The following is a 16,535-nucleotide window of genomic DNA, read 5'->3' as shown; positions in this document are numbered from 1 at the left end:
CCTCAGCCGTTGGGCCCTACTGTCGCAACGATGGTCACTTGCTTGTTGTCCGGTACTTCCTGGTAGGCCAGTACATGCAGCCCTGGCACTGCGAGGCGGCCGAAACGCGAGAGCATCGCGCGAATCGGGCCTGCTACCAGCAGGATCACCGGTTGGCCTTGCATTTCCTGCCGCTGGGCCGCTTCGATCAACGAACGTTGCAGCTTCTCGGCCATGCTCGGCTCCAGCAGAACGCCCTCTTCCGAGCCTTGTCCTGCCTTCTGCAGACTATTGAGCAATATCTGTTCCAACCTTGGTTCCAATGTGATTACAGGCAGCTCGGACTCAGTGCCTACAATGCTTTGGACGATTGCACGGGATACGCCGACCCGCACAGCGGCGACCAGCGCGGCGGTATCTTGACTCTTCGCGGCGTTGTTCGCGATCGCTTCGGCGATGCTGCGAATGTCGCGCACCGGCACGTGCTCGGCGAGCAGCGCTTGCAGGACCTTGAGCAACTGCGACAGCGAAACCACGCCCGGCACCAGCTCTTCCGCCAGTTTCGGCGAGCTCTTGGCCAGCAATTGCATGAGTTGCTGCACTTCCTCGTGGCCGATCAGCTCACTGGAGTGCTTGTACAGAATCTGGTTCAAGTGCGTGGCGACCACGGTGCTGGCGTCAACCACGGTGTAGCCGAGCGATTGCGCCTGGGCGCGCTGGCTGATTTCGATCCACACCGCCTCCAGGCCGAAAGCCGGATCTTTGGCGTTGATCCCGTTGAGCGAGCCGTACACCTGGCCGGGGTTGATCGCCAGTTCGCGGTCCGGGTAGATCTCGGCCTCAGCGAGAATCACGCCCATCAGCGTCAAGCGATACGCGCTCGGCGCCAGATCAAGGTTGTCGCGGATGTGCACGGTCGGCATCAAAAAGCCCAGATCCTGCGAGAGCTTCTTGCGCACACCCTTGATCCGCGCGAGCAATTGCCCACCCTGATTGCGGTCCACCAGCGGAATCAGGCGATAGCCGACTTCGAGGCCGATCATGTCGATCGGCGTCACGTCGTCCCAGCCCAGCTCTTTGGTTTCCATGGCGCGGGCCGGCGACGGCAGCAGTTCCTGCTGACGCTTGACCTCTTCCAGCGCCACGACCTTGGCGACGTTCTGCTTCTTCCAGAACAGGTACGCGCCGCCTGCGGCCAGCGCGGCCATGCTCAGGAAGGAGAAGTGCGGCATGCCCGGCACCAGACCCATCACCGCCATCAAACCAGCGGCCACGGCCAGCGCTTTCGGCGAGGCGAACATCTGGCGGTTGATCTGCTTGCCCATGTCTTCCGAGCCGGAAGCACGGGTCACCATGATCGCCGCTGCTGTAGATAACAACAGTGATGGCAATTGCGCCACTAAACCGTCACCGATGGTCAGCAAAGCGTAAACCTTGCCCGCGTCGCCGAAGCTCATGCCGTGCTGGAAGATACCAACCGCCATGCCGCCAATGAGGTTGATGAACAGAATCAGCAGGCCGGCGATGGCGTCACCGCGGACGAACTTGCTGGCACCGTCCATCGAACCGTAGAACTCGGCCTCTTGGGCGACTTCCTGACGGCGCGACTTGGCCTGGTTCTGGTCGATCAGGCCGGCGTTGAGGTCGGCGTCGATCGCCATTTGTTTGCCGGGCATCGCATCGAGGGTGAAGCGCGCGCTCACCTCGGAAATCCGCCCGGCACCCTTGGTCACCACGACGAAGTTGATGATCATGAGGATAGCGAAGACCACGATACCGACCACGTAGTTACCGCCGATCACCACCTCACCAAAGGCCTGAATCACCTTACCGGCAGCGGCGTGGCCGTCCTGACCGTGGAGCATCACCACCCGCGTCGAGGCCACGTTCAAGGCCAGCCGCAGCAGCGTCGCCACCAGCAGAATGGTCGGGAACACGGCGAAATCCAGCGGCCGCAGCGCATACACGCAGACCAGCAGGACGACGATCGACAGAGCGATGTTGAAAGTAAAGAAGACGTCGAGCAGGAACGGCGGTACCGGCAACATCATCATCGCCAGCATGACCAGCAGCAACAACGGCACGCCCAGATTGCCTCGACTGAGGTCGGCAACGTTGGTGCGTGCTGTATTGAATAACTGAGTGCGATCCACCGGTTTTCCCCGTTCCTTTAAAGCAAACTTTTGACGCCCCGAACGGGCGCAGGGCGGCTACTGCAAGAAGCTTTCCAACTTTTGCCGGGGAATGAAATAGAGCGGTTTTACTTGGGATTTATCGGCTGATTGGGCTGGCCCCTTCGCGAGCAGGCTCGCTCCCACAGTTTGACATGCATTCCCAATCGGACATTTGGAATACGGCCCCTGTGGGAGCGAGCCTGCTCGCGAAGAGGCCTTCGAATGCGGCGCATTTTTTTCGATTTAAACGAAGCTGTTTACAAGACACCAGCAGACACGGTCTCAAGGCTACAAATCCTTGCGCCATTGCCTACAGCCAAGCCAGAATCCGCCGGCTTGTGCACCTGGGGGTCGGATTCTATTGTGGTCCGGTCGCTGACGAATCAGCGATCGGGTTTAGCGACTCGAACTCAAGTCAAAGGTGCATCAGCGTTCCAGGCTTCGTTGCGGATCTGTATTTTCGCGATTTCGTCATGGTGGCTGTATGCGGGAGACCTTCGGGTCTGCCGGGTGCCTTTGACCGGTTCGCTAACCCGCGTACAGCCGCCACCCTCCCTGTTTAGCGACAGGTTGTCGCGGCTCCATTTCAAAGGAGCTTCACCATGATCAAACCAACACCCAACCCGCCCGAATCCGACCCCACCTCCCCCTACGAATCCCTCGATTCAAAAAAACTCCACGAAGCCGCCGATCGCGCCCTCGACCACTACCTCTGCCCACCCGGCTCGACCCCACCACCCTTCAGCCCCCGCGCCATGTACGCCGTCACCGCCGACACAAAAAACGAAGACCTGCTGGCCAACGCCTGCGAAACCCTCGCCTCGGCCAAAACCATCGCCCAGGAATTCGCCGGGCTGGTCAAACCATCGCAGCGCCGAACGCTGATGGGGATTGCGCAACTGATCATGCTCGGGGAACTGGCGGTAAATCGGGTGCTGGATAATCTGGAGTTGCCTGGATGATGCGGTTCGGCTGAGTGATTCGAGTGAGAGAGCCGGCCTTTTGGCGAGCAAGCTCGCTCCCACATTTTGATCTTCTTGGATGCAAATCTTGCAGCGGCTGAAGATCCTGTCGAGTGCAGCTTGCGCGAGCTAGGCCTCTCGGCGGCGCAGGAGCGCCCACCCCTTCAGCGATACCATTGGTCGGATAACCGTCCCCACCTGTCAGATCTGACAGGTGACGGGCGCCTCGTTCTGCGTTGTGATGAACCTTGCCTGCCATTGTTCCTGGAGAACAGAATGAGCGTTCAAGTCCATTCAACCGAAGCCAACGCTGCCCTGGCCTTGTATCCCGTGTACCCCCCGCAATGGATAACACCGGTGCTGCCTCCAGGTACTGCTGATGGTGGCCTTCCTCTCTCGGCATTCACTCCATCTGGGGTCGAACTTGTCATCGACCCCATAACCGGCTTGCGGAATTGGGTCATGGCGGCTTATGACGTCGTGACTATTTTTGTCAACGGAGTCAACACCGGCATCAGCAAAACCATCTATCCCGGTGAGGAGCAGGAACGCATTCTTTTGCACGTGCCGGCGAGCTGGTTCACAAACGGTGTCAACGATGTCCGCTACAGAGTGACCCGAGCCAGCGGTAACGACGCTGACTCACCCACACTCAAGCTGCTCTACAACAACCCGGCGCCTACCGTCACCGTCAGCCATCCACCCAGCGTCGCACCGGGGCAGACGGCAGTCATCACGATCACCGTCGGTTACTCACGGCCTCACGACACGGTCACGCTCACCATAGGCACCTGGAGCATCACATTTCCCAACCCCACAAGCCCGCTCAACCACACCCTGACGGCTGCAGAATTGCAGTTGATAGGCGACGGCACCCATTCGGTCTTCGCCAGGGTGCGCGATCAATTGACCAACAACAATGAGTCGGCGACGACCCCGATCACTATCACCGCCAATCAGAAGGTGTACAACTCGCCGATAATCGCTGAGGCCGTGGACGGCATGCTCGACGTGGCCGCACTGAGGGGCCAGGACGCCACGCTACGAGCACGCAACTGGACGGGGATCCAGGTCGGTCAGCAGGTGTGGCTGAAGCTCACCGGCCAGAAACCCGACGGCTCGGCGCACGTCCTGCAATTCTGGAATGGTGACACCCACAAGGTGAATGCGACCTGGGTCAGTCAGGGGTTCTGGGATAAACCGCTGCTCATAGCTTTTCTGAAAGAATTGAAAGAAGGATCGCTGTTGAAACTGGAATTCTGGGTATCGGAGGACAAGAGCAATGACTTCGCTAGCGCCACGCGGTTTCCGGATCAGGTGTATACCGTCATTGGCCTGCAACTTGACCTGCCACCCCCGACCTTGAACCCGCCCACAGTGCCGATTGACGTTTTGGCTAATCCGGATGGAGTGAAGCTTCAGATAACAGGCTTCGCAGCAGAGAAAGACGATAAAGCTCAATTCGTCCAGGTGAACGCGCCGGCCGGTGCGCCGCCGTTTCCGGTGGTGGATTTTGTTGGTGGGATTGCAGAGATTTCATTGAGCGCTGCGTTTCTGGCGGCTTGGCATGGCAAGGCGATTGAGTTTCGGTGGGATTTGATTCGCGCTGGACAACCGGCCGGGGCATCAGCAATAGCCGGCTTTGATGTCAGGATTATCGCTGATGCAGATCCCCGCTTGCCAACGCCGAACGTGACCCAGGCACAGGATAATAAAACGTTAAACTTAAACAGCTTCACGGGCGATGCGGAAGTGACATTAGATCACTGGACTGGCATTTCGACGGATCAGATTATTAATCTACAGTGCATTGGAGTCGACAACTCTGGCACCCCCCATACAATCGAGCTTCTGACCAACCATCAAATCACTGCGGAAAATATCGAACACGGTTTTATAGAGAGCCTATCAAGAAGCGAGCTCAATAAACTTAAGGACAACGAAGAGATTCAAATTAAAGCATGGGTAGAATTTGCCTCAAGCAACGGCATTCCGACCATAATGCTTCCGACGTTAAGCCTCACTCTCATTATAATTCCAAACGAGATAATCATAAACTTTGATAATGAGCCGTCTCGAGCACTGTACACCGGGGAGTCACTCGAAACGCAGTATGTCACTATCACTAATATATCTTCGTCGCACCCCATATCAATATCGCCGGCAAGTGGCAGCGGTGACCCCCCATTACAAAACATTGAGAGGCAAGTAGTTTTTACATCACTGGGAACCTGCCAAATACACTTTAACTTTAAACATGCATTCACATACATCAGCTTTTATCAAGCCTGGGGAAACGTAACAAACAGGGCAAACTATTATGATTCAAAAGGATCTTTCCTAGGATATCAACTTCTGACTCCCACAGTAAAAGATCCCGCGCAACTTATCGAATTTAGAGGCACTGATGTTGCTCGAGTGGAAATAATCACAAATAATGACGCGATCGCCATCGACAATTTTAGATGTGTACGATAAGCCGCCCCGCACCTGAATCAATAAAAAAGGTTAATCCAAGCTCCGGAGTTCGCAAAAAAAACACACACAAAGCGATACCATTGGTCGGAAAACCGTCCCCACCTGTCAGATCTGACAGGTGACGGACGCCTCGTTCTGCGTTGTGATGAACCTTGCCCGCCATTGTTCATCACCAGTGTTCGAGGAGAACAGAATGAGCGTTCAAGTCTATTCAACCGAAGCCAACGCAGCCCTGGCCTTGTATCCCGTGTACCCCCCGCAATGGATAACACCGGTGCTGCCTCCAGGTACTGCCGACGGTGGCCTTCCTCTCTCGGCATTCACTCCATCTGGGGTAGAACTTGTCATCGACCCCATAACCGGCTTGCGGAATTGGGTCATGGCGGCTTATGACGTCGTGACTATTTTTGTCAACGGAGTCAACACCGGCATCAGCAAAACCATCTATCCCGGTGAGGAGCAGGAACGCATTCTTTTGCACGTGCCGGCGAGCTGGTTCACAAACGGTGTCAACGATGTCCGCTACAGAGTGACCCGAGCCAGCGGTAACGACGCTGACTCACCCACACTTAAGCTGCTCTACAACAACCCGGCGCCTACCGTCACCGTCAGCCATCCACCCAGCGTCGCACCGGGGCAGACGGCAGTCATCACGATCACCGTCGGTTACCCACGGCCTCACGACACGGTCACGCTCACCATAGGCACCTGGAGCATCACATTTCCCAACCCCACAAGCCCGATCAACCACACCCTGACGGCTGCAGAATTGCAGTTGATAGGCGACGGCACCCATTCGGTCTTCGCCAGGGTGCGCGATCAATTGACCAACAACAATGAGTCGGCGACGACCCCGATCACTATCACCGCCAATCAGAAGGTGTACAACTCGCCGATAATCGCTGAGGCCGTGGACGGCATGCTCGACGTGGCCGCACTGAGGGGCCAGGACGCCACGCTACGAGCACGCAACTGGACGGGAATCCAGGTCGGTCAGCAGGTGTGGCTGAAGCTCACCGGCCAGAAACCCGACGGCTCGGCGCACGTCCTGCAATTCTGGAATGGTGACACCCACAAGGTGAATGCGACCTGGGTCAGTCAGGGGTTCTGGGATAAACCGCTGCTCATAGCTTTTCTGAAAGAATTGAAAGAAGGATCGCTGTTGAAACTGGAATTCTGGGTATCGGAGGACAAGAGCAATGACTTCGCTAGCGCCACGCGGTTTCCTTATCAGGTGTATACCGTCATTGGCCTGCAATTTGTCCTGCCACCCCCAACCTTGACCCCGCCCACTGTGCCGATTGACGTTTTGGCTAATCTGGATGGAGTGAAGCTTCAGATAACAGGTTTCGCAGCAGAGAAAGACGATAAGGCTCAATTCGTCCAGGTGAACGCGCCGGCCGGTGCGCCGCCGTTTCCGGTGGTGGATTTTGTTGGTGGGATTGCAGAGATTTCATTGAGCGCTGCGTTTCTGGCGGCTTGGCATGGCAAGGCGATTGAGTTTCGGTGGGATTTGATTCGCGCTGGGGTACCAGCCTACGAATCACCATCTGCCAATTTTGATGTTATGAAAATCGCCGATGGAGACCCGCGTTTGCCGACGCCTGACATTGCCGGCAATACCGGCGACTTACTGAACACCACAGAACTCTCACCAGAAGCGCGGATTCTTGCGGCGCGATGGCCGCTGTTCGAACCAAGACAACCGATTTGGGTAACGTGTGCCGGCTTTGACAAGAATGGCAATGCCGTCAGCAAGCATGTGAGGTCGGGAGAGTTCAATGAATCAGCGAACGGCTTGTCAGTGGAAGCGCCAATTGAATGGCTCAAGGCTCTCAAGGACGGGACGAAGCAGACGACAACCGTGAAAGTAAACCTTGATGGGGTCGCCGATGCCGCTAAGGCGGTAGTTCTGCCGTCGCGTATTTATACCGTCAAGGCATTACATCCTTTCACCATAGAAACCGTCCTCATGGAGCTTAATGGTCTGAACATCAATGCTGACTTTCTTGCTCTGACCGGAACTCCAGCACCCGGAACAACCCAAACGCGCTCACCAACCTCTGGCGATGGTGACTATGCCTATTTCTCCAGTTCTACAGATGTAGCGACAGTCGACAGCAACGGACTGGTCAGCGGCTGCAAAAACGGCAGTGCGACTATTACGGTACGAGAAAACAGCACGCAACGAGAAGTTTCGTTCCCCGTCAGAGTGCAGAATGTTACTCGCCTTGTTATGACACCTACCCATACCTACAGCATCGGTGCAGCCATTAATTGGATGAATTCGATAGGTGGATCACCCGTTTCGAATGCAGCCATCGATGTTCTTAAAGTCAAATTCAGGCCACTGGTGTCCAGCGCAGGCGGCTGGTTATGCCGAACTGATGGATGCGGCGCTGGGCACTACCTTTCGGTAGTAACCAATAATCCAAATGCCTGGACAATTTCCTGCTTCACCGGCAACAACTCCCAAGCACATGGTTGGTGCTTGTTACCGGAATGAGTTTGACGCAGGAGCGGCGATCGCCTTGTATGCCGTTACCGCCGACGCCAAAAGTGAAGACCTGCTGGCCAACGGCTGCGACAGCCTTGCCTCGGCCAGAACCATCACCAATGACTTCGCCAACCTCAATCCGCATCACAGCGCAGAACCCTGCTGGGAATCGCGCAACTAATTGTGCTCGGCGAGCTGGCAGTGAGTCGGGCGGTGAGTCATGTGCTGGAGAATCTGGAGTTGCCGCAGTAGCAGGGATTTTTGACGAGCTTGAGTAAAGCGCTGTGGAGGCTGACGTCTTCACGAGCAGGCTCGCTCCCACAGAGATTGGCGTCGATCACAAACCTTTTGTCTAGACGACGGACCTGTGGGAGCGAGCCTGCTCGCGAAAGCGACCCGGTAGCCGATGCATGTCTTCAGGCATAAGAAAACGCCGCATCGTTGAATAAGGGCGGCGTTTTTTCGTTTCGGGGCTTTGCGATCGGTTGCTCAATACCGAAGGATTTTCACTTTCCCATTTTTGGTTCTGGGCAATTCGAACTCGACTTCGCCGCCCACTTTGATCTTCGCCTGCAAGGCCTCAGCCAATGGAACGCTGAATCGGTACTCTTTGGCAGTCAGAAAAAAACCCGTGGCTTCGGCAAAGGAAAGGCATCGTCCCGTCGGCTTCGGCGTGATGGTGCCTTTGCCGGTTTTTTCATCGTAGCTGCTGAAAATACCTTTCATCGTCGTGCTCCCTTGCACTCGCTCGCCTGACCGCGCCAGTACGCAGCTGCATCTTGCATCAAACTGCAAAATCACGGCGACTGCACCTGTCAGAGTTGACAGTAAAGGGGAATCTCAGACAAAAGGCTGCGCAGCAACGTCAGGAATCCCGACGCAAATCCGGCGGAATTGGCAGATCATCCTTCAACGGGTCCGGCCGCTTGCCCTTGCCCGCCTGGTGTTGGCGAATCTGATAGACGTAGGCCAATACCTGCGCCACTGCCAGATACAGCCCGCCAGGAATTTCCTGCTCAAGCTCAGTTGAGTAATAGATCGAGCGCGCCAGCGCAGGCGACTCGAGCAGCATGACGTTGTTGGCCACTGCGATTTCGCGGATTTTCAGGGCGATGAAGTCGCTGCCCTTGGCCAGCAGCACCGGTGCGCCGCCCTTCTCCGAGTCGTACTTGAGCGCGACCGCGTAGTGGGTCGGGTTGGTGATGACCACGTCGGCTTCGGGAATCGCCGCCATCATCCGTCGCTGGGACATTTCGCGCTGGGTCTGGCGAATGCGTTGCTTGACCTCCGGGCGGCCTTCCTGATCCTTGTGCTCGTCGCGCACTTCCTGCTTGGTCATCTTGAGCTTCTTCATGCTCTCCCAGATCTGCACCGGCACGTCGACGGCGGCGATGATGATCAGACCGCAGGCCAGCCACAGCGTGCTCCAGCCCACCAGCAAGACGCTGTGGATGATCGCCATGTCCAGTGGTTCGTGGGCGATGCGCAGCAAGTCGTCGACGTCGGCGGACAACACCAACAGCGCCACCCCCAAGGTAATCAGAAACTTGGCCAGGGCCTTGAGCAGTTCAACCACAGCCTTGAACGAGAACATCCGTTTGAGGCCGGCGGCCGGGTTCATCCGGCTGAATTTGGGTGCCAGCGAACTTGCCGCGAACAGCCAGCCACCCAGGGAGATTGGCCCGATGATGGCGGCGAGCAACAGGGTTATCATCACCGGCTGAATCGCCAGCAAGGCGATCAGGCCCGACTCCAGCAAAAACCGGCCCATGGCGCCCTGATCCATGACCACTTCGCGGGACAGGGTGAAGTTCAGGCGCATCACGTCCATCATTTCTTGCGCAAGCATGCCGCCGAAAATCAGCAGCGCAGAGGCGCCGGCCATCATCACGGCGAGGGTGTTGAGCTCTTTGGAACGGGCAATCTCACCCTTCTCACGGGAGTCCTTTTTGCGTTTCTCCGTGGGGTCTTCTGTCTTGTCCTGACCGCTCTCGCTCTCTGCCATGACTCAGCGCGCCCGTGCCAGTTCGCGTAGCAACTGCAAGGCCTCGCTGGCCAGCGGTTGATACTGGTTGAGAATATCCGCAAGGCCGACCCAGACGATGAACAGGCCGAGCACCAGGGTCAGCGGAAAACCGATCGAGAAGATGTTCAGTTGCGGCGCGGCGCGGGTCATCACGCCGAAGGCGATGTTGACCACCAACAGTGCGGTGACGGCCGGCAACACCAGCAGCAATGCGGCGCCGAGGACCCAGCCGAGTTTGCCGGCCAGTTCCCAGTAATGCGCAACCATCAAACCGCCGCCGACCGGCAGCGTGGTGAAACTTTCAGTGAGGACTTCGAATACCACCAGATGGCCGTTCATCGACAGGAACAGCAACGTCACCAGCATGGTGAAGAACTGCCCGATCACCGCCACCGAAACGCCGTTGGTAGGGTCGATCATCGAGGCGAAGCCCATGCCCATCTGGATCGCAACAATCTGCCCGGCGACGGCGAAAGCCTGGAAGAACAGTTGCAGGGAAAAGCCGAGTACGGCGCCCACCAGAATCTGCTCGCCGATCAGCAACAGGCCGCTGAGATCGAGTGGGCTGACGGCGGGCATCGGCGGCAGCGCCGGGGTGATGACCACGGTGATCGCCACGGCGAAATACAGGCGCACGCGGCGCGGGATCAGGGTGGTGCCGAACACCGGCATGACCATCAGCATCGACGCCACGCGAAACAACGGCAACATGAACGACGCCACCCAGGTGCTGATCTGGGTGTCGGTCAGCTGAAGCAGCGATTGCATGGCTTAGCCGATGACCATCGGAATGTTTTTGTACAGCTGGATGATGTATTCCATGAACGTCTGCACGATCCACGGACCGCCGATGATCAGGGTCACCAGCATCACCAGCAGACGCGGCAGGAAGCTCAGGGTCTGTTCGTTGATCTGCGTGGCGGCCTGGAACATCGACACCAGCAGGCCGACCAGAAGGCTCGGCACCACCAGGATGGCAACCATCATGGTGGTCAGCCACAGGGCTTCACGAAAGATATCGACCGCGACTTCCGGCGTCATGGCGAAACACCTCCAAAACTGCTGGCCAGAGTACCGATGATCAGCGCCCAGCCATCGACCAGCACGAACAGCATGATCTTGAACGGCAGCGAGATGATCAGCGGCGAGAGCATCATCATACCCATGGCCATCAGCACGCTCGCCACGACGAGGTCGATGATCAGGAACGGAATGAAGATCATGAAGCCGATCTGGAAGGCGGTTTTAAGCTCGGAAGTCACGAACGCCGGCACCAGAATGGTCAACGGCGCCTGATCCGGGCTGGCAATGTCGGTGCGCTTGGACAGGCGCATGAACAGCTCCAGATCGCTGGTGCGGGTCTGCGCGAGCATGAAGTCCTTGATCGGCACCTGAGCCTTTTCCACCGCTTGCTGGGCGGTGAGGGTTTCCGCCAGATACGGTTGCAGCGCGTCGTTGTTCACCCGGTCGAACACCGGCGCCATGATGAACAGCGTCAGGAACAGCGCCATGCCGGTGAGGATCTGGTTCGACGGCGTCTGTTGCAGGCCGAGGGCCTGACGCAATATCGAGAAGACGATGATGATCCGCGTGAAGCTGGTCATCAGGATGACCGCCGCTGGAATAAAGCTCAGCGCGGTCATGATCAGCAGGATCTGCAGACTGACCGAATATTCCTGCGCGCCGTCGGCATTGGTGCCCAGCGTGATCGCCGGGATCGACAACGGATCGGCGGCGAACGCCAGCGGCGCGGCCAGCAACAGGACCAGCGTCAAGACGATGCGGAGCGCACCCATTACTTCGTATCCTTTTGGTCCTTGCCAAGAATCTTCAGCAGATGCTGAGCAAATTCCGGCGTCGCTTTTTCACTGGCGGTGGGGACTTCGACCGGCTCTTTGAGCACGTGCAGCGCGGTGATGGTGCCGGGGCTGAGGCCGAGCAGAATCTGCTCGTTGCCGACCTGCACCAGCATCAAGCGGTCACGCGGACCGAGCGCGCGTGAGCCGATCAGCTCGATTACCTGGCCCTTGCCCGCTGGCCCCGCCTGCTGCACGCGGCGCAACAGCCAGGCGAGGAAGAAGATCAAACCCAGCACCAGCAGCAAACCGAACACCAGTTGCGTCAACTGACCGGCCACGCCGCTGTTGGCCATTGGCGCGGTGGCGGCAGGCGCGGCAGTGGTTGCGCCCGGCTCGGCAGCCAGCACGCTCAACGGCCATGCCAGCAGCACCCAGAGAAACCTTTTCACTCAGCGCAGCTTCTTGATGCGTTCGCTTGGGCTGATCACGTCGGTCAGGCGGATGCCGAACTTCTCGTTGACCACCACTACTTCGCCGTGGGCGATCAAGGTGCCGTTGACCAGCACGTCGAGCGGCTCACCGGCCAGACGATCAAGCTCGATCACCGAACCCTGGTTGAGTTGCAGCAGGTTGCGGATGTTGATGTCGGTACTGCCGACTTCCATCGAGATCGACACCGGAATGTCGAGGATCACGTCCAGGTTCGGACCGTCGAGGGTCACCGGATCGTTGTTCTTCGGCACGCTGCCGAACTCTTCCATCGGCAGACGGTTGGAGCTGGAAGTGCCGGCGTCGGCGGCCAGCAGTGCATCGATGTCAGCCTGGCCGGCATCACCGGTTTCTTCTAGGGCCGCAGCCCATTCATCGGCCAGTGCCTGGTCGTCCTGCGCGTTCATATCGTCGTTCATCATGTGTCCTCGGCGGGCAACAATTCGGTTAAATACGGGGGTGAAAAGCGCCGCCTCAGCGACGCTCGATCGGCTCGATCACCTGCAACGCGAGGTTGCCTTTGTGCGAGCCCATCTTGACCTTGAAGGCCGGCACGCCGTTGGCGCGCATGATCATGTCTTCCGGCATCTCGACCGGGATCACATCCCCCGGTTGCATGTGCAGGATGTCGCGCAGCTTCAACTGGCGGCGGGCTACGGTGGCACCGATCGGCACGTCGACATCGAGTACGTCCTGGCGCAGGGCGTTGACCCAGCGCTCGTCCTGATCGTCGAGGTCGGACTGGAAACCGGCGTCGAGCATCTCGCGCACCGGCTCGATCATCGAGTACGGCATGGTCACGTGCAGATCGCCGCCACCGCCATCGAGTTCGATGTGGAAGGTGGAGACCACAATCGCTTCGCTCGGGCCGACGATGTTGGCCATGGCCGGGTTCACTTCCGAGTTGATGTACTCGAAATTGACTTCCATGATCGCCTGCCAGGCTTCCTTCAGATCGACGAAAGCCTGCTCGAGCACCATGCGCACTACGCGCAGTTCGGTCGGGGTGAACTCACGCCCTTCGATCTTGGCGTGACGGCCGTCACCACCGAAGAAGTTGTCCACCAGCTTGAACACCAGTTTGGCGTCGAGGATGAACAGCGCGGTGCCGCGCAGCGGTTTGATCTTGACCAGGTTGAGGCTGGTCGGCACGTACAGCGAGTGCACGTATTCGCCGAACTTCATCACCTGCACGCCACCGACAGCCACGTCCGCCGAGCGGCGCAGCATGTTGAACATGCTGATGCGGGTGTAGCGGGCAAAGCGCTCGTTGATCATTTCCAGCGTCGGCATGCGTCCACGGACGATGCGATCCTGACTGGTCAAGTCGTAGCTTTTGACACTGCCGGGTTCGGCAGCATTATCGGTCTGTACCAGACCATCATCGACGCCATGCAGCAGCGCATCGATTTCATCCTGGGACAGCAGATCCTGCACGGCCATGTCGTGTTCCTACTGCAGTACGAAATTAGTGAAAAGCAACTGTTCGATGACCACTTTGCCCAGTTCTTTCTGCGCCACTTCCTGGACGCTGGCGGTGGCCTTCTGGCGCAACATCTCCTGGCCGACCGGGGTCGCCAGTGTGGCGAAATCCTGACCGGAGAAGAGCATTACCAGGTTGTTGCGGATAACCGGCATGTGCACTTTGAGCGCGTCCAGATCGGCCTGATTACGCGCCAGCATGGTGATGCTCACCTGCATGTAGCGCTGACGGCCGTTCTGGTTGTAGTTGGCCACGAAGGCCGGCGCCATCGGCTCGAAAATCGCCGCCTGCTTGCCGACCGGCGCTGCTTCAGCGGCCTCGGCAGGCTTGCTTTGCGCGCCGTGCATGAAGAACCAGGTCGCCCCGACGGATGCACCAATGGCCACCAGCAACGCCAGCACGATCACGATGATCAGCTTGAGTTTGCCTTTGGTTGCGGGGTCTTTTACTGCTGCAGCTTCGCTCTTCGCCATGCCAATAATCCGTCACTAATCGGGGGTTTCACAGTCGCACGGCAAGGCAAGAGCAAGTGTTATGCCAGAAGTGTCGGAGGTCGAGAACGACGCTAAAGTCAAAAGCACCCTCACCCCAGCCCTCTCCCGGAGGGAGAGGGGGCCGACCGAGATGTAATGGGGCTGGACATCGACCTGCACAACCGAGGTGATTGAAAGTTCAGAGCGGGAATCAACAGGCCGCCGAATGTCGAACGGATTCAGCGATGCTCGTTCAGGTCGGCGTAGTTCTTCAAGATTCCCCAATCGGTCCCCTCTCCCTCTGGGAGAGGGCTAGGGTGAGGGGGCTCTTGATTTGCTCAGGCGTAATAGTCGACCGCGCTGCTGCCAATCACGCTGGTAGTCTGCGCCGCCACTTCAGCGACAGTAGCCGGTGCCAATTCCTCATCCACCGAGTCAAGACGCCCACCCGCAGCACTGGTCCGGCCACTCTGCCCCTGCTGCGCCTGTTCCTGACCTTGCTGACCCTGCCAGCCACGGTTCTGGTCGGCGACGTTGACGTCGACCTGGCCCATGCCCTGCTGGTTGAACATGTCACGCAGGCGGTGCATCTGGCTGTCGAGCGCTTCACGCACGCTTGGGTGTGCGCTCATAAAGGTGACCTGGGTCTGCTGATCGGGAACCATGTTCACGCGGATATCCAGACGCCCCAGCTCCGCCGGCTGCAACTGAATGTCGGCGGCCTTCAGATTGACGCTGGACAGGTACATGACGCGGTTGACCACTTCTTCGGTCCAGCCGCTCTGGTGCATGGCGATCGGCTGATTCACCGGCAGCGCATTGGCGGTTTTCGGCGTAGCGGCCTGGGTCAGTGCCGCCAGACGGTTGGCGAAGTCATCGACGCGGGTGTCGCTGGTAGCCGATTTCAGATCCTTCAGACCATCGTCGATCAGCCCGCTGAAAGCTTGTTCGCCGCCCTGACTGGTGCTGTCCTTGTCGGCCTGCACGTCGAGCATGCTGGCCATGCCGGCGGCAAAGTTCTGCGCGGCGGTCAATTCACCGTCAGCCTGAGCTTGAGCAGGCGTGGCTTTCGGTTGCGCCTGACTGGCGGCGGAAATATGCCCGCCCTGCTCCATCGCCATGCGCACGGCCGGCATCGAGTCGAGCGGGTCGGCCGATGGATCGAAATCGCTGTCGGTTGCCGCCGGATCTTTGACCATGCCCGACACGACCGCCAATGCAGGCGTCTCGGTTTCCGGCTGGGCTGGCGTGGCGACTGTTGGCGTTTGCACCACAGGCGCTGCCACCAACGGCTGAACGACTTGCGCGAGGGCCGGATCCAGCGTCGGGTCTACAGGCGCGGCATCGGCCACAGGGGTTTGTACGGTTTCAGTGGTGTCATCGGCAGTCGCTGTCGCGTCGTCGCTCGCCGCCTTGTCGGCAGGCAACGCTTTGCCGCTATCGGCAACTGCTGGCTCGGGCGCGGCAGACTGCTCTTTGCCGATATCCTTTTTGCCGCTGCTGTCCGCGACCTTATCGCGTGCCGGCTTGACTGAATTGTCAGCGCTCACGGCGGGCTTGACCCGCGCCTGATCGGCAAACACTTTGGCGAAGCTGGAGGCCTTGTCCCCGGCGTCTGCGGCCATTGCCGACGATTTGGCAGCGGCGGCTTGCGCCTTGGCCTGAGCGGCGGTCTGAAGAAGAATGTTGGGGGTCGCAGGCATGACACGGTCTCCGCTGCACTGGGATCGTAGGTACAGTTGAGCAAGTTGACTGCAAGTGCCGGGCCAGTTTGGCCAGACACTTGCGAAAAGCGCCGGACGGCAGCTTCAGTGGATGTGGGCGTGGTGCTTTTCGCTTTCGTACACCGGACGTACTTCGGCGAATTCAGAATGGATATCGGCGACTAGCTGAGCGAGCGCTTCCGGGCTTTTGTCCTTCGCGTTCGACTCCAGGTCCTGGCACAACTCGGCCAGTCGGACCGCGCCCATGTTGCTGGCGCTGCCCTTGAAGCTATGCGCTACATCGGAAAGCGCTTTGGCGCTGGTGCTGTCCTGCAACTCGTGCAGACGGCTTTGCGAATCTGCCAGAAAAGTCTCCAGCAATTCCGTATAGCCGTCCTCCATCACCTCGCGCAAAGTATCGAGGACTTCGCGATTTACATGTCGGTCTGTCACTTGCTCACTCCTTGATCAA

The 16,535-nt window shown here is 58.5% G+C and carries 15 protein-coding genes and 1 pseudogene; 4 read left to right on the top strand and 12 right to left on the bottom strand.

Annotated elements, in window-relative coordinates; translation table 11 throughout:
* Positions 1–2: 2 nt before the first annotated feature.
* Entirely contained in the window at positions 3–2,132 is a 2,130-nt protein-coding gene (gene flhA / locus PSH90_RS07465) for a flagellar biosynthesis protein FlhA (RefSeq protein ID WP_016771062.1), read from the bottom strand.
* 623 nt (positions 2,133–2,755) lie between these two features.
* On the opposite strand from flhA, the gene PSH90_RS07460 reads away from it, so the two are divergent.
* From PSH90_RS07460 to PSH90_RS07445, 4 genes and pseudogenes are all read left to right on the top strand, one after another.
* On the top strand, positions 2,756–3,115 hold the full coding sequence (locus PSH90_RS07460) for a DUF6124 family protein (protein WP_217850644.1): 360 nt from the start codon (positions 2,756–2,758) through the stop codon (positions 3,113–3,115).
* 276 nt (positions 3,116–3,391) lie between these two features.
* Positions 3,392–5,593: a hypothetical protein gene (locus tag PSH90_RS07455; protein ID WP_305382450.1), complete on the top strand. Its 2,202-nt coding sequence runs from the start codon at positions 3,392–3,394 to the stop codon at positions 5,591–5,593.
* A gap of 193 nt (positions 5,594–5,786) precedes the next feature.
* A complete protein-coding gene (locus PSH90_RS07450) occupies positions 5,787–8,099 on the top strand; it encodes an Ig-like domain-containing protein (RefSeq protein ID WP_305382449.1) in 2,313 nt (770 codons plus the stop codon).
* Positions 8,100–8,124: 25 nt separating this feature from the next.
* A pseudogene (locus tag PSH90_RS07445) lies at positions 8,125–8,342 on the top strand (hypothetical protein); the annotation flags it as partial.
* A 237-nt stretch (positions 8,343–8,579) separates the two neighbouring features.
* Here the strand turns inward: PSH90_RS07445 and PSH90_RS07440 are convergent.
* The 11 genes from PSH90_RS07440 to PSH90_RS07390 all read right to left on the bottom strand — a co-directional run bounded on the left by PSH90_RS07440 (position 8,580) and on the right by PSH90_RS07390 (position 16,516).
* Positions 8,580–8,816, bottom strand: a complete 237-nt coding sequence (locus tag PSH90_RS07440) for a hypothetical protein (RefSeq protein WP_150636666.1) — start codon at positions 8,814–8,816, stop codon at positions 8,580–8,582.
* A gap of 139 nt (positions 8,817–8,955) precedes the next feature.
* The gene (flhB, locus tag PSH90_RS07435; RefSeq protein WP_016771065.1) at positions 8,956–10,095 is read right to left on the bottom strand and encodes a flagellar biosynthesis protein FlhB; all 1,140 of its coding nucleotides are present in this window, start codon (positions 10,093–10,095) and stop codon (positions 8,956–8,958) included.
* 3 nt (positions 10,096–10,098) lie between these two features.
* Entirely contained in the window at positions 10,099–10,884 is a 786-nt protein-coding gene (fliR, locus tag PSH90_RS07430; protein ID WP_016771066.1) for a flagellar biosynthetic protein FliR, read from the bottom strand.
* A 3-nt stretch (positions 10,885–10,887) separates the two neighbouring features.
* Positions 10,888–11,157, bottom strand: coding sequence for a flagellar biosynthesis protein FliQ (fliQ, locus tag PSH90_RS07425; protein WP_016771067.1), 270 nt, complete (start codon positions 11,155–11,157; stop codon positions 10,888–10,890).
* Entirely contained in the window at positions 11,154–11,912 is a 759-nt protein-coding gene (fliP, locus tag PSH90_RS07420) for a flagellar type III secretion system pore protein FliP (RefSeq protein WP_016771068.1), read from the bottom strand. Before fliP ends, fliQ begins: the two co-directional genes overlap by 4 nt.
* The gene (gene fliO, locus PSH90_RS07415) at positions 11,912–12,364 is read right to left on the bottom strand and encodes a flagellar biosynthetic protein FliO (protein ID WP_305382448.1); all 453 of its coding nucleotides are present in this window, start codon (positions 12,362–12,364) and stop codon (positions 11,912–11,914) included. The genes fliP and fliO overlap by 1 nt, the downstream gene beginning before the upstream one ends.
* Entirely contained in the window at positions 12,365–12,823 is a 459-nt protein-coding gene (fliN, locus tag PSH90_RS07410) for a flagellar motor switch protein FliN (protein ID WP_016771070.1), read from the bottom strand.
* Positions 12,824–12,878: 55 nt separating this feature from the next.
* Complete coding sequence (fliM, locus tag PSH90_RS07405) at positions 12,879–13,847, bottom strand: flagellar motor switch protein FliM (RefSeq protein ID WP_003222890.1); 969 nt, start codon at positions 13,845–13,847, stop codon at positions 12,879–12,881.
* A gap of 9 nt (positions 13,848–13,856) precedes the next feature.
* The gene (gene fliL, locus PSH90_RS07400) at positions 13,857–14,360 is read right to left on the bottom strand and encodes a flagellar basal body-associated protein FliL (RefSeq protein ID WP_016771071.1); all 504 of its coding nucleotides are present in this window, start codon (positions 14,358–14,360) and stop codon (positions 13,857–13,859) included.
* Positions 14,361–14,698: 338 nt separating this feature from the next.
* Positions 14,699–16,063, bottom strand: a complete 1,365-nt coding sequence (locus PSH90_RS07395) for a flagellar hook-length control protein FliK (protein ID WP_305382447.1) — start codon at positions 16,061–16,063, stop codon at positions 14,699–14,701.
* A 105-nt stretch (positions 16,064–16,168) separates the two neighbouring features.
* On the bottom strand, positions 16,169–16,516 hold the full coding sequence (locus PSH90_RS07390) for an Hpt domain-containing protein (protein WP_305382445.1): 348 nt from the start codon (positions 16,514–16,516) through the stop codon (positions 16,169–16,171).
* Positions 16,517–16,535: the final 19 nt, after the last annotated feature.

This window comes from Pseudomonas sp. FP1762 (assembly GCF_030687105.1).
Taxonomy (GTDB): Bacteria; Pseudomonadota; Gammaproteobacteria; order Pseudomonadales; family Pseudomonadaceae; genus Aquipseudomonas; species Aquipseudomonas siliginis.
This window is presented reverse-complemented; position numbering and strand designations above follow the sequence as displayed.